Origin of the sequence: Lichenihabitans sp. Uapishka_5, assembly GCF_033947565.1 — a bacterium.
Classification (GTDB): domain Bacteria; phylum Pseudomonadota; class Alphaproteobacteria; order Rhizobiales; family Beijerinckiaceae; genus Lichenihabitans.
This window is the reverse complement of the sequence record NZ_JARPVX010000050.1, coordinates 17,655-29,827: the sequence shown is the minus strand read 5'-3', so window position 1 is coordinate 29,827 and position 12,173 is coordinate 17,655. Positions and strand designations below refer to the sequence as shown.

19 protein-coding genes and 1 tRNA gene are annotated in these 12,173 nt (G+C 67.6%); 4 read left to right on the top strand and 16 right to left on the bottom strand.

Going from position 1 to position 12,173, the window contains the following annotated elements; translation table 11 throughout:
- From holA to leuS, 3 genes are all read right to left on the bottom strand, one after another.
- Positions 1-943: DNA polymerase III subunit delta (holA, locus tag P7D22_RS15660; protein ID WP_319935184.1), on the bottom strand; the 943-nt coding region annotated here is incomplete at its 3' end.
- A gap of 11 nt (positions 944-954) precedes the next feature.
- On the bottom strand, positions 955-1,476 hold the full coding sequence (lptE, locus tag P7D22_RS15655; protein ID WP_319935183.1) for an LPS assembly lipoprotein LptE: 522 nt from the start codon (positions 1,474-1,476) through the stop codon (positions 955-957).
- Positions 1,463-4,093 carry a leucine--tRNA ligase gene (leuS, locus tag P7D22_RS15650; protein WP_319935182.1) on the bottom strand — a complete coding sequence of 877 codons (2,631 nt, stop codon included), beginning with the start codon at positions 4,091-4,093 and terminating at the stop codon, positions 1,463-1,465. The genes lptE and leuS overlap by 14 nt, the downstream gene beginning before the upstream one ends.
- A gap of 204 nt (positions 4,094-4,297) precedes the next feature.
- Here leuS and P7D22_RS15645 point away from each other — a divergent pair.
- Positions 4,298-4,373 (top strand) — tRNA-Phe (locus tag P7D22_RS15645).
- 181 nt (positions 4,374-4,554) lie between these two features.
- Here the strand turns inward: P7D22_RS15645 and P7D22_RS15640 are convergent.
- The 4 genes from P7D22_RS15640 to P7D22_RS15625 all read right to left on the bottom strand — a co-directional run bounded on the left by P7D22_RS15640 (position 4,555) and on the right by P7D22_RS15625 (position 7,794).
- On the bottom strand, positions 4,555-5,184 hold the full coding sequence (locus P7D22_RS15640; RefSeq protein WP_319935181.1) for a TetR/AcrR family transcriptional regulator: 630 nt from the start codon (positions 5,182-5,184) through the stop codon (positions 4,555-4,557).
- 577 nt (positions 5,185-5,761) lie between these two features.
- Entirely contained in the window at positions 5,762-6,931 is a 1,170-nt protein-coding gene (gene solA / locus P7D22_RS15635; protein ID WP_319935180.1) for an N-methyl-L-tryptophan oxidase, read from the bottom strand.
- Between the two features lie 131 nt (positions 6,932-7,062).
- On the bottom strand, positions 7,063-7,323 hold the full coding sequence (locus tag P7D22_RS15630; protein ID WP_319935179.1) for a hypothetical protein: 261 nt from the start codon (positions 7,321-7,323) through the stop codon (positions 7,063-7,065).
- Positions 7,324-7,494: 171 nt separating this feature from the next.
- Positions 7,495-7,794, bottom strand: a complete 300-nt coding sequence (locus P7D22_RS15625; RefSeq protein ID WP_319935178.1) for a hypothetical protein — start codon at positions 7,792-7,794, stop codon at positions 7,495-7,497.
- Between the two features lie 154 nt (positions 7,795-7,948).
- Between P7D22_RS15625 and P7D22_RS15620 the strand changes: the two genes are divergently transcribed.
- Positions 7,949-8,353 (top strand): host attachment family protein, encoded by a 405-nt coding sequence (locus P7D22_RS15620; RefSeq protein ID WP_319935177.1) that lies wholly within the window; start codon positions 7,949-7,951, stop codon positions 8,351-8,353.
- Between the two features lie 27 nt (positions 8,354-8,380).
- Here P7D22_RS15620 and P7D22_RS15615 read toward each other — a convergent pair whose 3' ends face one another.
- Genes P7D22_RS15615 through P7D22_RS15605 form a run of 3 tightly spaced genes read right to left on the bottom strand, consistent with a single transcriptional unit; the run spans position 8,381 to position 9,023 of the window.
- The gene (locus tag P7D22_RS15615) at positions 8,381-8,554 is read right to left on the bottom strand and encodes a hypothetical protein (RefSeq protein WP_319935176.1); all 174 of its coding nucleotides are present in this window, start codon (positions 8,552-8,554) and stop codon (positions 8,381-8,383) included.
- 35 nt (positions 8,555-8,589) lie between these two features.
- On the bottom strand, positions 8,590-8,814 hold the full coding sequence (locus P7D22_RS15610; RefSeq protein ID WP_319935175.1) for a hypothetical protein: 225 nt from the start codon (positions 8,812-8,814) through the stop codon (positions 8,590-8,592).
- Complete coding sequence (locus P7D22_RS15605) at positions 8,811-9,023, bottom strand: cold-shock protein (RefSeq protein WP_319935187.1); 213 nt, start codon at positions 9,021-9,023, stop codon at positions 8,811-8,813. The genes P7D22_RS15610 and P7D22_RS15605 overlap by 4 nt, the downstream gene beginning before the upstream one ends.
- 325 nt (positions 9,024-9,348) lie before the next feature.
- Between P7D22_RS15605 and P7D22_RS15600 the strand changes: the two genes are divergently transcribed.
- A complete protein-coding gene (locus P7D22_RS15600; protein WP_319935174.1) occupies positions 9,349-9,819 on the top strand; it encodes a lipocalin-like domain-containing protein in 471 nt (156 codons plus the stop codon).
- On the opposite strand, the gene P7D22_RS15595 is transcribed toward P7D22_RS15600, so the two are convergent.
- The 4 genes from P7D22_RS15595 to P7D22_RS15580 form a co-directional block, all read right to left on the bottom strand.
- Positions 9,791-10,036, bottom strand: a complete 246-nt coding sequence (locus P7D22_RS15595; RefSeq protein ID WP_319935173.1) for a hypothetical protein — start codon at positions 10,034-10,036, stop codon at positions 9,791-9,793. The two genes, P7D22_RS15600 and P7D22_RS15595, sit on opposite strands and share 29 nt — an antisense overlap.
- A gap of 204 nt (positions 10,037-10,240) precedes the next feature.
- Complete coding sequence (locus tag P7D22_RS15590) at positions 10,241-10,417, bottom strand: hypothetical protein (protein ID WP_319935172.1); 177 nt, start codon at positions 10,415-10,417, stop codon at positions 10,241-10,243.
- Positions 10,417-10,638, bottom strand: coding sequence for a hypothetical protein (locus tag P7D22_RS15585; protein WP_319935171.1), 222 nt, complete (start codon positions 10,636-10,638; stop codon positions 10,417-10,419). Before P7D22_RS15585 ends, P7D22_RS15590 begins: the two co-directional genes overlap by 1 nt.
- Before the next feature lie 111 nt (positions 10,639-10,749).
- Complete coding sequence (locus P7D22_RS15580) at positions 10,750-10,920, bottom strand: hypothetical protein (RefSeq protein ID WP_319935170.1); 171 nt, start codon at positions 10,918-10,920, stop codon at positions 10,750-10,752.
- Positions 10,921-11,071: 151 nt separating this feature from the next.
- On the opposite strand from P7D22_RS15580, the gene P7D22_RS15575 reads away from it, so the two are divergent.
- On the top strand, positions 11,072-11,317 hold the full coding sequence (locus tag P7D22_RS15575; protein WP_319935169.1) for a hypothetical protein: 246 nt from the start codon (positions 11,072-11,074) through the stop codon (positions 11,315-11,317).
- A 13-nt stretch (positions 11,318-11,330) separates the two neighbouring features.
- Here P7D22_RS15575 and P7D22_RS15570 read toward each other — a convergent pair whose 3' ends face one another.
- Together P7D22_RS15570 and grpE are read right to left on the bottom strand one after the other, a co-directional pair.
- Positions 11,331-11,564 (bottom strand): hypothetical protein, encoded by a 234-nt coding sequence (locus P7D22_RS15570; RefSeq protein ID WP_319935168.1) that lies wholly within the window; start codon positions 11,562-11,564, stop codon positions 11,331-11,333.
- A 10-nt stretch (positions 11,565-11,574) separates the two neighbouring features.
- Complete coding sequence (grpE, locus tag P7D22_RS15565; RefSeq protein ID WP_442916099.1) at positions 11,575-12,171, bottom strand: nucleotide exchange factor GrpE; 597 nt, start codon at positions 12,169-12,171, stop codon at positions 11,575-11,577.
- Between the last annotated feature and the right edge of the window lie 2 nt (positions 12,172-12,173).

The window sequence follows — 12,173 nt, the reverse complement described above, 5'->3', positions numbered from 1 at the left end:
AGAGACAGGCTTCGCCCAGTCGCACCACGGCGCGGCCGAGCGCCTCCGGGGCCGCGGCCCGCAACTGGCGTTCGATGGCGCCCTTGCGCTTGAACGAGATGCCGTGCCGGGCGAGTCCACCGAGCGCCGCCTCCATGGCACCGCCGTTAGCGATGTCAAGCCGGGTGCGGTGCAGCCAGGTGGCATGCCGCAGGGCCGCCCCCAGCATGGTGCCGGCCTCGCCCGGGCTGGTGACAACGCGGCGCAGCCCGGCATCGAGCCCCGCGAGGTCGCCCGTGAAGGCGGCGTCCACCACCGCATCGGTGGCGACCGCGGCGGCATCGGCCACGACGGCCTCGACAGTGTCGGCCGTTACCCGGCCACCGGCCCCGGCGTAAAGCACCAGCTTGGCGATTTCCGAGCGGCTGGCGAGCCTGTCGGCCCCCAGCAGCCCGGCCAGCATCTCACGCGCGTCGGGCGCGATCGTGAGATTGGCGGCCGCCATCTCGTCGTCGATGAGGCGCAACACGTCGCGCGCTTCGTCGGGATAGCATTCGATCGCGGCAGCGGCGCGCGAGCGCTCCACCGCCTTGCGCAAGGGCGCATCCTTCTTCAGGGCCCCGGCCTCGATCACCACCGGGGACGCGGGCCCCGCCTCGAGCAGCGCCTCGACGGACGGCCCGATCGGCTTTGTGCCGGCTTCCACCAGCACGGCGCGACGGCCGCCGAACAACGGCACCGTATTGGCTTCGTCGAGCAGCCGCCCAGGGTCGCGGGCGATCTCGTCGCCGGTGAGGCGCACGAGTTGGAACGGGTCGCCGGGGTCGTCGACGAGGCGCCGGACGAGACCGCGCACCCGCTCGCTGATCAGCCCCGTGTCGGTTCCGAACACCAGCACCACGGGAAAATCGGCGGCATCGCGCGCAAGGAAGCGCTCGGCCTCGTGGCTTTTCACCGCCACCATGGCGACGGCCTTCAGCGCGTGGCGAGCTGCGCCGACACCTGGGTGGCGATCTGATCCGCCACCGTTTCGGCGTTGCGGATCTCGGCGTCGCGCGCGGCCCGGATGTTGGCGAAGCGCTGCAGGGAGCGGTTGTAGGTGGCGGCGCTCACCACCGTACCCTTGGCCACGGGCTCGCCGCCGCCAACCGCGATCAGGCGGAAGTCGACATTGGCCGTCACGGTGGCGGCGGTCGCGGTCTGGGTCGTGGTGGAGATCAACGGCGCCTGTGTGCCGATATGCGGCACCACCACCAGGTGGTAGCGCGGCGCCACGGTGGTGCCGGTGCCGTTGAAGGTCGAGACCAGCTTGTCGGCGAGATAATGGCCGAAACGGTCGGGGATCGGGTCGACCGCGATCGTCTGCAGGATGCCCTGCATGTCGCCCCCCCGGCTCATATAGAGCGGATGCAGGCCGACCGTTTCGCAGCCGCCGAGCATCAGCGCCGCCGCCATCGCGGCGCCGCGCGCGATCCGGCCGAGTTCAGATGACCACATTGACGATCCTCGTCCCGACCGGGATGACCTTTTTGGGTTGCCTACCATCCAACACTTGCTGAACGATTGCATTGGCGAGCGCCGCCGCGATGATGGCGTCCGGCCCCGACCCGGCCGGCACCGTGATCTCGTCGCGCTTCTTGCCGTTGATCTGCAGCGGCAGCGTCACGCTGGCCTCGACCAGCAGCGCCGGATCGGCGTCCGGCCAGGCGCTGGCCGACACGAGGCCCTCGCGGCCGAGCGTCGCCCAGGCGGTTTCGGCCAGATGCGGCATGAAGGGCGCCAGCACCTGGGCCAGGATCTCGGCCGCCTCCCGGAAGGCCGCCCTGAGGTCGGGCGCGATATCGGCCGTCTCGACGGCGCCGAGCGCCGCCGAGAGCGCGTTGACGAGCTCATAGATGTGGGCCACGCAGCGATTGAAGCGCAGCCGCTCGATGTCGGCCCCGACCCCGATCAACGCCTTGTGGGCCGCCTTGCGGACACCGAAGGCCTCCGGGCCGGGCGCCGTGGCCGCCGGCGTGCCGGGCTCTGCCGCCACGCCGGCGAGGTCGTTGATGAGGCGGAACACGCGCTGCACCAGCTTGGCGGCGCCCTGCGCGCCTTCCTCGGTCCAGATCACGTCGCGCTCGGGCGGGCTGTCCGAAAGCACGAACCAGCGCGCCGTGTCGGCCCCATAGGTGGCGATAATGTCGTCGGGATCGACGATGTTCTTCTTCGACTTCGACATCTTCTCGATCGCGCCGATCGTCACCGGGGCGCCGGTGTCGAGGCGCACCGCCGTGCGGTCCGGGCCCATGCCGTCGATGCGGATCTCGTCGGGCGACACCCAGGCGCCGGCGGCATCCCGATAGGTTTCGTGCACCACCATGCCCTGCGTGAAGAGGCCCGCGAAGGGCTCGTCGAAGCCGACATGGCCGGTCTTGCGCATCGCCCGGGTGAAGAAGCGCGAATACAGGAGGTGCAGGATCGCGTGCTCGATGCCGCCGATATATTGATCGACCGGCAGGAAATGGTCGGCCACCGCCGGGGTGGTGGGGTTCTCGGCGTTCCACGGGTCCGAGAAGCGGGTGAAGTACCAGGACGAATCGACGAAGGTGTCCATCGTGTCGGTTTCGCGCCGGGCCGGCGCGCCGCAGCGCGGGCAGGGCACGTGGCGCCAGCTCGGGTGCCGGTCGAGCGGGTTGCCGGGCTGGTCGAAGCTGACGTCTTCCGGCAACACCACGGGCAGGTCGGCGCGCGGCACCGGCACCGTGCCGCAGGCCTCGCAATGGATCACCGGGATCGGGCAGCCCCAATAACGCTGGCGCGAGATGCCCCAGTCCCGCAGGCGGAAATTCACCTTCCGCCTGGCCTGCGGCGTGCCGTCGAGATCCTGGGCTTCCAGGCGGGTCACCACCGCCGCGAAGGCCTCATCGGTGGTCAGGCCGTCGAGGTCGCGCGAGTTGATCATGCGGCCATCGTCGGCGAAGGCCGTGTCGGCCACCACGACCGTGGCGGCGTCCTGGCCGGCCGGGCACACCACCGGGGTCACGGGCAGGCCGGTGGCCCGGGCGAAATCGAGGTCACGCTGGTCATGGGCCGGGCAGCCGAAGATGGCGCCGGTGCCGTAGTCCATCAGAACGAAATTCGCCACATAGACCGGCAGCGTCCAGGCCGGGTCGAGCGGATGCACGGCCCGGACACCAGTGTCGAACCCCTTCTTCTCGGCCGTTTCGAGCGCCGCCACGGTGGTGCCGAGCTGTTTGCATTCGGCGATGAAAGCCTGCAGGGCCGGTTGCCCGACAGCGGCGGCCTGCGCCAGGGGATGGTCGGCCGCGACGGCCAGGAAGCTGGCGCCGTACAGCGTGTCGGGACGCGTGGTGTAGACCGTGAGCTCGCGGATCCCCGCAGGGGCATGGGCCGGGTCGAGCGCCCAGCGCAGTTCGAGGCCCTCCGACTTGCCGATCCAATTGCGCTGCATCAGCCGCACCTTCTCGGGCCACTTGTCGAGGCCATCGAGGGCGCCGAGCAGGTCTTCGGCGAAATCCGTGATGCGGAAGAACCATTGCACGAGGTCGCGTTGCTCGACGGGCGCGCCCGAGCGCCAGCCGCGGCCGTCGATCACCTGCTCGTTGGCCAGCACGGTGTTGTCGACCGGGTCCCAATTGACCTTGGATTTGCGGCGGTCGACGAGGCCGGCGTCCAGCATGTCGAGGAACAGCCGCTGCTGGTGCTTATAATAGGCCGGGTCGCAGGTCGCGAACTCGCGCGCCCAATCGAGCGACAAGCCCATCGACTTCAACTGGCCCCGCATGGTGGCGATATTGGCGTAGGTCCAGGCGGCGGGATGCGACTTGTTCTGCATCGCAGCGTTCTCGGCCGGCATGCCGAAGGCGTCCCACCCCATCGGATGGATGACGTTGAACCCCTTGGCCCGGCGATAGCGCGCCACCACGTCGCCCATGGCGTAATTGCGCACGTGACCCATGTGGATGCGCCCGGACGGGTAGGGAAACATCTCGAGCACGTAATATTTCGGCCGCGGATCCTCGTTCTGGGCCGCAAAGGTGCCGCGCTCGGCCCAGACGGTCTGCCAATGCGGCTCGGTTTCGCGGGCGTTGTAGCGTTCGGTGCTCATGGATCCAGGATGTTCGGTCAGACGGCGTGGTCGGCAGGAAGCACGACCCGGGAAGCCAAGTCAAAACCCGGCTGCGACACGCCGCCCTTTCGACACGCCCCCGTGTTCGAAGCCCAGGGCGCCACCCTGCGCAAACCCGCTGGACAAGCCCGCCCGACCCTGGTTATAAGCCCGAACACTGCCACGGTGCCTCGCACCCCGCAGGCCCAGGTAGCTCAGTTGGTAGAGCATGCGACTGAAAATCGCAGTGTCGGCGGTTCGACTCCGTCCCTGGGCACCAATGAATCAAAACTGACTGACGCCGACCAGGCGCTAACGCTGATGGCCACCCAGCACCAGGGTGTCCTCGTACCTTCGTGCGATCGGCATGCCTCGCTCCCGGGTCCGGTGGTCATGTCATGTCGATCCTCACAGGCCTGAAGCGTGGAGGAAGCGCCGCATCATTGTGGACCGGCAGCGCGTCAAGCAGCCTTCGGTTTGACGCCTTGCAGGATCAGTTTCGTGATGAACCTGGCTTCCGCGACGGTCCGCTCTTCGATGCCGGCATTGGGACGGACGTTCTTCAACGGCAGGGGCGGCGTTTCACCGACGAGCCGGCACATTCCCCACATGGCCATGAGCAGCAGGACCGGGTCGATGTCGGCCGATACGAACCTGGCCGCGACCATCTCCGCAAAGAATTGCTCGAGCCTTTCGATACAGGCGTGGATGAGGGCCTGACCCTCTTCATCGCCGGTCTCGGTCACGGCTTCTACGAACAGGTCCAGGAGCGCGCCGTTCAACTGGGCGAAGTCGATGAACAGGATGGCGCTAATATTCAGTCGCTCTTCGACCGTGAGCGGTGCGTCGAGGGCGGCAAAGAGTTCGGCGATCGCCTGACCCAGGACGGGTCTCGTCACGGCGAGAACAAGCTGGGCGTTGCTGTTGAAATGATAGGTGACCAACCCCGGGGCGACACCCGCATGGCGCGCGATGTCCAAGCGACTGACTTCGCGCCGGACCTTTGACCTGAAGATCGCGCGCGCCGATTCGATCAGCCGTTCACGCCCATCTTGTGGGTTGCGTGTCTTCGGGCCGGGTTGAGTTGCCACTGGGTCGGCGCACCTTTCGAACGATGGATCGGCGTCACCGGGGCAGGTGAAGCATTCGCATCAAGATAGGCATCGCATACAGACATCACAAACCGGAACGAGGATCGATGCCGTCCTGGCATGAGGATGCCAGACGCTTGTCCAGAAAGGACTACCTTGCAAACCGTGGGTTTCGCCGCCGAGAGGCGGGCAAGCGGTCCAGGAACCGGTGAGATGCAAGCGCCGATCCCTGAGATGGCGCCCTGACGCCGCGCCAGTGATCGAAAGACCGGCGCGGCGTAGGCAAGTGCGATCGACCGGAGGTCATATCACGCCATGATCGTAAGCTCTTTGAAATGTATTTCAAAGGACCAAGTTAACGCACCACGTTAACTTTTGCTAATCGACGCGGCTACTTTCAAACGCCACCCACCCGTGGCGCTTCAAGCGGCCCGTCGCTCGATGGCCTGAGCGGACGTTCGCGTCCTCGACCACGCCAAAGCAGGTGCCCGGGATGGCGCGCGCCACGGGCACAGAGTCGGGTGGGCGGACCGGGCATCGCGACGCAACCTGCGCGGTCTGCCGAGTTTATCGCGCTTCAAGCCCGGGCGGCGGCACGACGCAGGGCCGCAAAGGAAAACACGTCGATCGGCAGGGCGGTGCCGCCATCCGCGGCGAGGTCGGCCAGGATCTCGCCGATGACGCTGGTGAATTTAAAGCCGTGCCCCGAACAAGGCGAGGCCACGATGATGCGCGGTTCGCCCGGGTGGCGGTCCACCAGGAAATCCTCGCCGGGCAGCATGGTGTAGCGGCACGTCATGGTGGCCCGGCGCTGGCCCGCAGCGGCCGCCACGGTGCCGGCCACCGCCGGGATGTTGCCGGCCACGAAGCTGTCCAGCATCGCGGTGTCGCGCTCTGTGACGGGCGGGTTCGGGAGGTCGGGGTCGACAGGCTCGTTAAAGTGACAATGCCGGCCGAGCTTGACCCCGTCGGGCCCCAGCGCCGGGAAGCCGAAGAAGCTGCCTTCGGGGCCGAGATCGCGCAAAAACACCGGCATGCGGCCGAGCGCCGTCACGAAGGCGTCCTGCGGATGGTACCAGGCCACCACCTGGCGGATCGGCACCGCCATGCCGTCGAGCTCGGGCACCAGCTGGGCGATCCAGGGGCCCGTGGTGACGATCACCGTCCGTGCCCGCACGCTGCCGAGCGCCGAGCGCAGCGTCACACCCCCGTCGCCCGGCTGGATGTCCAGCACCTTCTCATTGAAGCGGAGCACGGCGCCGCCCTCGGCCGCGACCCGGATCTGCGCCGCCACGGCCCGTTCGGGGCGCAGAAAACCGCCTTCCGGCTCCAGCAGCCCGGTCTCGTCCTCGCCGAGGCGGAACGCCGGATAGCGCTCGGCCATCGCAGCGGGCGTCAACAGGCTGAAGGGCAGGTCGTGCGCTTCGCAGGCGCGCCGGGTGCCGGACACGATCGGACTGTCGGGGCGGCCGATCTGCAGCACGCCCGTCACCGTCAGCAGGTCCTCGCCGGTCTGGCGCTCCAGCGCCCGCCAGGTGCGGTAGGCGCGACGCAGCAGCGGTACATAGGCAGGGTCCTCGAAATAACCGAGGCGGATCACCCGGCTGTCGCCATGCGAGGAGCCGAGCGGGTTGCAGGGATAAAGCGCATCGAACCCGACCACGCTCTGCCCGCGCGCTACCAGATGGGCCGCTGCGGCCGACCCCATGGCGCCGAGCCCGACGATGGCCGTGTCGAAGAGGGTCAAAACTGCGGCTCCGGCATGCGAGGCGGCCACCCGTGGCGGTCTCGGCCCACAGAATTAGCGCGACGGCCGCCTAGAGGCCACCATGACGGCGCCGAGGCAGCCATTCCGCGCCCGGACGAGCCTTGATGAAATCAGTCTTCGTCGACGTAGCGATGGATGGCTTCGGCGAGCGGCACGTCGGCCATCGGCTTGAGATCGGCAACGGCCGCTTCCGTCACGGCATCGACGGCCACGGGCGCGGCACTGTCGAACCAATGCTCCGGCGGCAGCATGAAGGCGCCATCCTGATCCCGAACCCCGGCGCGCCCCGACACCAGACGCCGACGCCACGCGTCAGGATGAACGCGGGACACGGTGAGCGGATCGATGGCGGCAGCGGCGGAAAGGTCCATGGAACGGCACTCGCGGCGTGGGAGCACGGGGATCATGCCGGCGCGGCAGTGTGACCAGGCCTGAGGCCGGCCGCACGCACGATCGTCAGCGCTGGTGAAGGGTGGGTTGCGGCGTTGACGACAAAGCACCAGGCGCCGATCGTTGGCCGGGTCTAAGCGCCCGGCGACGGCTCAGGCCACCGATCGTCCGCCATAGGTCGCGAAAGCCGCCAGCACCTTGTCGGCCAAAGCTTCGTCGGTTTCGACCGAAACCCGCAGGCGACCGGCAAGCGCCGGGTGGGGCTCGGTACCGGCCTTGTCGCCAGCGTTCTCGTTGTCGCTTCCGTCGACTGCCGTACCGGCGCTGTTCTCGCCCGACACCGGCACGATCGCGACAGCCGCAGGGTCGATGCCGTGTTCCTGCGTCAGATGCTCGACCGTCATCTCGGCCTCGCGGCGGGTGTCGAACTCGGCGGCCAGCGTCTTCGGCATGTGGATCTCCCAGAGCCCTTGCGTCGGGCGTGCCTGAACAACGACGGGACGGGGCCGCTGTTCCCGAAGACACCCGCGAGGCACCTTTCCGCCCGCAACGACGTTGGCGCCCTGTTCGAAGCCGGTTCTCGGCTGCGTAAAAAAGGATCTCGCGATGAAATTGCCCGATGGCGCCACCGTGGCGGTTGTGGACGGCACCAAGGTCAAGCTGTTCCGCAACAGCGGCCATGAGGACACCCCGTCGCTGACGGCGCTGCCCGAGCCGACGGTGAACCAGGACAACCATGGTTCAGGCGCAGGCCACCACAGCAGCTCCGCCAATCCGGACCATGGCCAGCTCGAAGAAGACAGCCATTCGGCCGGCGTCGCGGCCATGCTGAACAAGGCGGCCACGACCGGCACCATCAAGAACCTGGTGGTGATCGCCTCGCCCCGCGCCCTCGGCGAGCTGCGCAAGCACTACAGCAAGCCGCTGTCTGCCGTTCTGGACAAGGAAATCGCCAAGGACCTCACGGGACATCCCATCCCGGAGATCGAAAAGGCCATCGCGGCGGCCTGAGGCCGCCAAACAGCCCGAGGCCTGAAATCAGGTCTCGGGCTGTGCCGGCTCAGCCACATCGGCGGTCTCGGCCGTCTCGGCCGGCTGCGCCGATGGGTCGGCAGCCCGCTCCGATTTGGCTTTCGCGCGCTCTTCCTTCTTGGCCGCTTTGGCCTTATCGCGCTCGCGGCGCTCGAAGTCGTAGTTGGGCTTGCGTGGCACTGTCGGCATACCTTGCGTTGGCGGCGACGGTCACATCACCCGCTTTGTCGGAGCGTGACCATCTTCAGGACAGCCGTCCTCACTTTTGACGGCATATCCTCCGCGGCTTTGCGGATCTCCCGCTCATCGTAGTCCCGGAGAAGCCTTTCGGCTTCCCGGACACCGTTCTTCAACCCACCGGTCTCTAAAGCCCGTGCGATGAATCCCCCGAACGATCGTGGATCGGGTTTCTCGCCGCCGGGCTCACCGGCTTGGGTCACCCAACCACCTTGAGCTGATCAGCGGACTGCTTGCCGCTGCGCTTGTCGGCAACGAGCTCGTAGCTGACCTTGTCGCCTTCGCGCAGGTCCTGCAGACCGGCCCGCTCGACCGCGCTGATGTGTACGAAGGCATCCGTGCCCCCGTTGTCCGGCTGAATGAAGCCGAAACCCTTGGTGGCGTTGAACCACTTGACTGTTCCGTTGGGCATGCTGGTCTTCTCCTTAAGCGTGAATAACGCAGCCGAGCCGCGTTGGTTTGCGGCAAGGCCTGATATTCCTTCGTCGATTGCGTGGCCTGACGTCCGGCTGCCCTTGGTCAAACGCTCGACTCCGGTCTTCTCCCGCATGAAGCCGCATTTCGCCAGAAGAGTTTTCGATCATCGCGCAATCGGCGCTGGTCTGTGGGGCCCGGGCACCGGGTTTGGCGAGGCTTGCGCCGTGCCCGTAGCGGCCCGGAACCGATGCGCCTAGGCCGAACTGGGACGCGCGGAGCCGCAACGCCACCCGCGTCGAACATGCCCTTGGAGACACCCCATGACGCACCCCATCGTCGGCACCTGGATGCTGCAGGCCTTTCATACCGAGGATGTCGCGACGGGCGAACGCTCGGAGCCGTTCGGCGCCGCACCCCGCGGCACGATGATGTTTCAGGCCGAGGGCCGCATGGCGGCGCTGATGACGCCGGGCGATCGCCTCGCCCCGACCACCGAGGCCGAGCGGGCCGTGGCCTTCCAGACCATGGTGGCCTGTGCGGGCGCCTACCGGCTCGAGCCACCGGACCGTTTCGTGATTGCGGTCGACGTGGCCTGGTTCGAGCCCTGGATCGGCTCCGAGCAATCCCGCACCTATACGATCGTCGGCGACCGGATGGAGATCACCAGCGCTCCGACACGGCTTCCGCGCCAAGGCGCCGACGACGCGACTGTGATCGCGACCCTCGTCTGGGCGCGGCAGGGCTCAGCGGCCGACAGCAGTGTCAGCGGATCTGCGTCCGAAGGCTCCTGATGAAGGTTCGCGCTACGTCGCGCACGGCTTCGTCGTCCCGTTGCGCGTCCTCCGCCTTGTCCCAAAGGTGGCCGAGGCTCGCCTCGAGATCATCCAGCAGTTCGGGATGTTGCCGGGCCAGGAACCCGAGGGTGCCGAACAGAAGATGCTCAACCGCCATTTCGCGGCGGCGGGCATCGGCAAGGAGGTCGGATGGGCTTCGATCATGCTGTGTCATGCGAACCCGAACGGCCTGTCGGCCACATTGTTCGGGGACGTGTTGCCGCGTCCAGCGTGGCACCCCTCAGGTCGTCGGGGTACCGGGCGGCACCCCAACCTTTGCCAAGATGTGAGAAGCCCGACCCGGACGGCTCACACCCCTGTTCACGTTTCCGTGATTTGAGGGCCAGCTGTCACGCGGCAGCCATGGCGCCGCCGCGAATCAGGTTGGCTGGCCTTCGGTGGTGGCGTCGGGCTCCGTCGGACTTTCGGCCCGCTGCCGCGCACGCTCCTGTGCGCCCGACACCTCCTCGGTCATTTCGGCCGGGTCGGACAGATGACGCTCAAGCGCCGGATCAAGCGGCGTTTCGATCTCAGGCATCGGCGGGACGCCGACCATCAGGCGCGGTCCTTCGGACCACGATTGGCATCGGCCTTGTCGATGCCGCCGGCCGCATTGGTGCCGTTCTCGCTGTCGCCTTCGATCGTGCTGTCGGCCAGGTCGTCCGCGAGATCGTCCGGGGTCGTCCCTGCGATCGTGGTGCCCTTGCTGGCGCCGATGCCGGGATTGCCCTTCAGGTCGGCGTCCGTCGGCACGGTGGTCTTCGGTTGTGTGGTCATGTGGCGGGTTCCCTCGGCAGCGGCGCGTCGCGCCCCATCAGCCGAACGGCGCCCGACCCGGCATGTTGCGGGGTGCGGCACCATGGCCTCGCCCAAGCGGGGCCGAAACGCTCAGCGCTTCGGCTTCCGACCCTTCTTGTCGGGCCGCACCGGCTTGGCGAATGGCAAGACGGTCGCGGCCTCCCCGCTTTCGGGCGCCGGCTCCTCGGCCACATAGGCCTTGCTGCCGACCACTTTCTTGGCCGGCTTGCCGCCATCATCGTCTTCGAACTTGATCGCCATCGTCCCAGGCCCACGCTAGAGGCTGTCAGGGCGAAGTGGACTCCACTTCAACCGATCAGGCAGCCGACCACGAGAATACCCAAAGGTTCACCGGTTCGGGCAGAACCGGACGGTGCCTCGGGGTCACACTCTCCCATGAAGGAAAGCACGAATGGCGTCCGTCACCTATTATGTCGTGGTGCCTTTCAACAAGGACCCTGAAGGAAACCTCATTCCCGGCGAGGCCAAGGAAGCCCCGAACGGCGACCGGGCCCGCCGCCTGGCGCAAGGCTTGGCGGCCACCAATGCCGGCGCGATCGCGTTTTCGCGCACCGGCGACCCCGATCACGGCGACTTCGGCGACGCTCAGATCGTCGCCAGCTTCGGCAGCGTGGACCTCAGCGCCCTGGGGGGCTGAGGCGTCCGACCGGTCAGCCCCGCAAGGCTTCGGCCGGGACGACCGAGCCGGTGCTTTCCGACAACAAGGCGGCGATCTCGGCGTCGCCCCAGCCCTGCTGGCGCAACTGGACGATCTCATCGGCCAGCATGCCCAGCATCCGCTTCAGCGGGAAGTGCTCGGGCCGCAGCCCGAGCGCGGTCCGCATCGCCGTACTGGCTTCGGCGATCTGATCCACCGTGAAAACGGGTTCGTCCGCGGACATCATGGCCTCCGGTTCAGGCGCCGGCATCGATCGGCGCCTTCGGACCGCCGCGCGATACGCCGACCTTGGCGGGCCGCAGCACGCGATCGCCGATGGCATAGCCGGTCTCGACCACCTGCATCACGGTGCCGGACGGCACGGTGTCGTCCGGCAATTCGAACAACGCTTCATGCATGTTGGGGTCGAACTTCTTGCCCTGCGGGTCGAGGGCCGTGACCTTGAAGCGCGCCAAGCGCGACATGAAATCCTTCTCGGTCAGCTCGATGCCCTCGATCAGCGTCCGCAGCGGGCCCGTCTCGGCCATCGCCTCGGCCGGCACGCTGGCGACGGCGCGGCGCAGGTTGTCGACGACGTTCAACATTTCGCGGGCGAAGCTCGAGGCGCCATAAAGCTTCGAGTCGGCGACCTCCTTCTCGGTGCGGCGCCGCATGTTCTCCATGTCGGCCATCAGCCGGAGGGCGCGATCCTTCAGGGCCGTGTTTTCGGCCTGCAGGTTTTCGAGCACCACGAAGGGATCGGGCTGGCCGGGCTCCGCAGTGGCGGCGCCATTCGGCGCGGTGCCGTAATCAGCGTCTTCAGGCGGCATGGCTTGGTCGGTCTGGTCCGGCATGG

Coding starts and splice junctions, on each gene's coding strand:
- lptE (WP_319935183.1), bottom strand. CDS start 1,476: ATGTGGTCATCTGAACTCGGCCGGATCGCGCGCGGCGCCGCGATGGCG.
- leuS (WP_319935182.1), bottom strand. CDS start 4,093: ATGAGCACCGAACGCTACAACGCCCGCGAAACCGAGCCGCATTGGCAG.
- P7D22_RS15630 (WP_319935179.1), bottom strand. CDS start 7,323: ATGGACCTTTCCGCCGCTGCCGCCATCGATCCGCTCACCGTGTCCCGC.
- P7D22_RS15625 (WP_319935178.1), bottom strand. CDS start 7,794: ATGCCGAAGACGCTGGCCGCCGAGTTCGACACCCGCCGCGAGGCCGAG.
- P7D22_RS15620 (WP_319935177.1), top strand. CDS start 7,949: ATGAAATTGCCCGATGGCGCCACCGTGGCGGTTGTGGACGGCACCAAG.
- P7D22_RS15605 (WP_319935187.1), bottom strand. CDS start 9,023: ATGCCCAACGGAACAGTCAAGTGGTTCAACGCCACCAAGGGTTTCGGC.
- P7D22_RS15600 (WP_319935174.1), top strand. CDS start 9,349: ATGACGCACCCCATCGTCGGCACCTGGATGCTGCAGGCCTTTCATACC.
- P7D22_RS15595 (WP_319935173.1), bottom strand. CDS start 10,036: ATGACACAGCATGATCGAAGCCCATCCGACCTCCTTGCCGATGCCCGC.
- P7D22_RS15590 (WP_319935172.1), bottom strand. CDS start 10,417: ATGGTCGGCGTCCCGCCGATGCCTGAGATCGAAACGCCGCTTGATCCG.
- P7D22_RS15585 (WP_319935171.1), bottom strand. CDS start 10,638: ATGACCACACAACCGAAGACCACCGTGCCGACGGACGCCGACCTGAAG.
- P7D22_RS15580 (WP_319935170.1), bottom strand. CDS start 10,920: ATGGCGATCAAGTTCGAAGACGATGATGGCGGCAAGCCGGCCAAGAAA.
- P7D22_RS15575 (WP_319935169.1), top strand. CDS start 11,072: ATGGCGTCCGTCACCTATTATGTCGTGGTGCCTTTCAACAAGGACCCT.
- P7D22_RS15570 (WP_319935168.1), bottom strand. CDS start 11,564: ATGATGTCCGCGGACGAACCCGTTTTCACGGTGGATCAGATCGCCGAA.
- grpE (WP_442916099.1), bottom strand. CDS start 12,171: ATGCCGGACCAGACCGACCAAGCCATGCCGCCTGAAGACGCTGATTAC.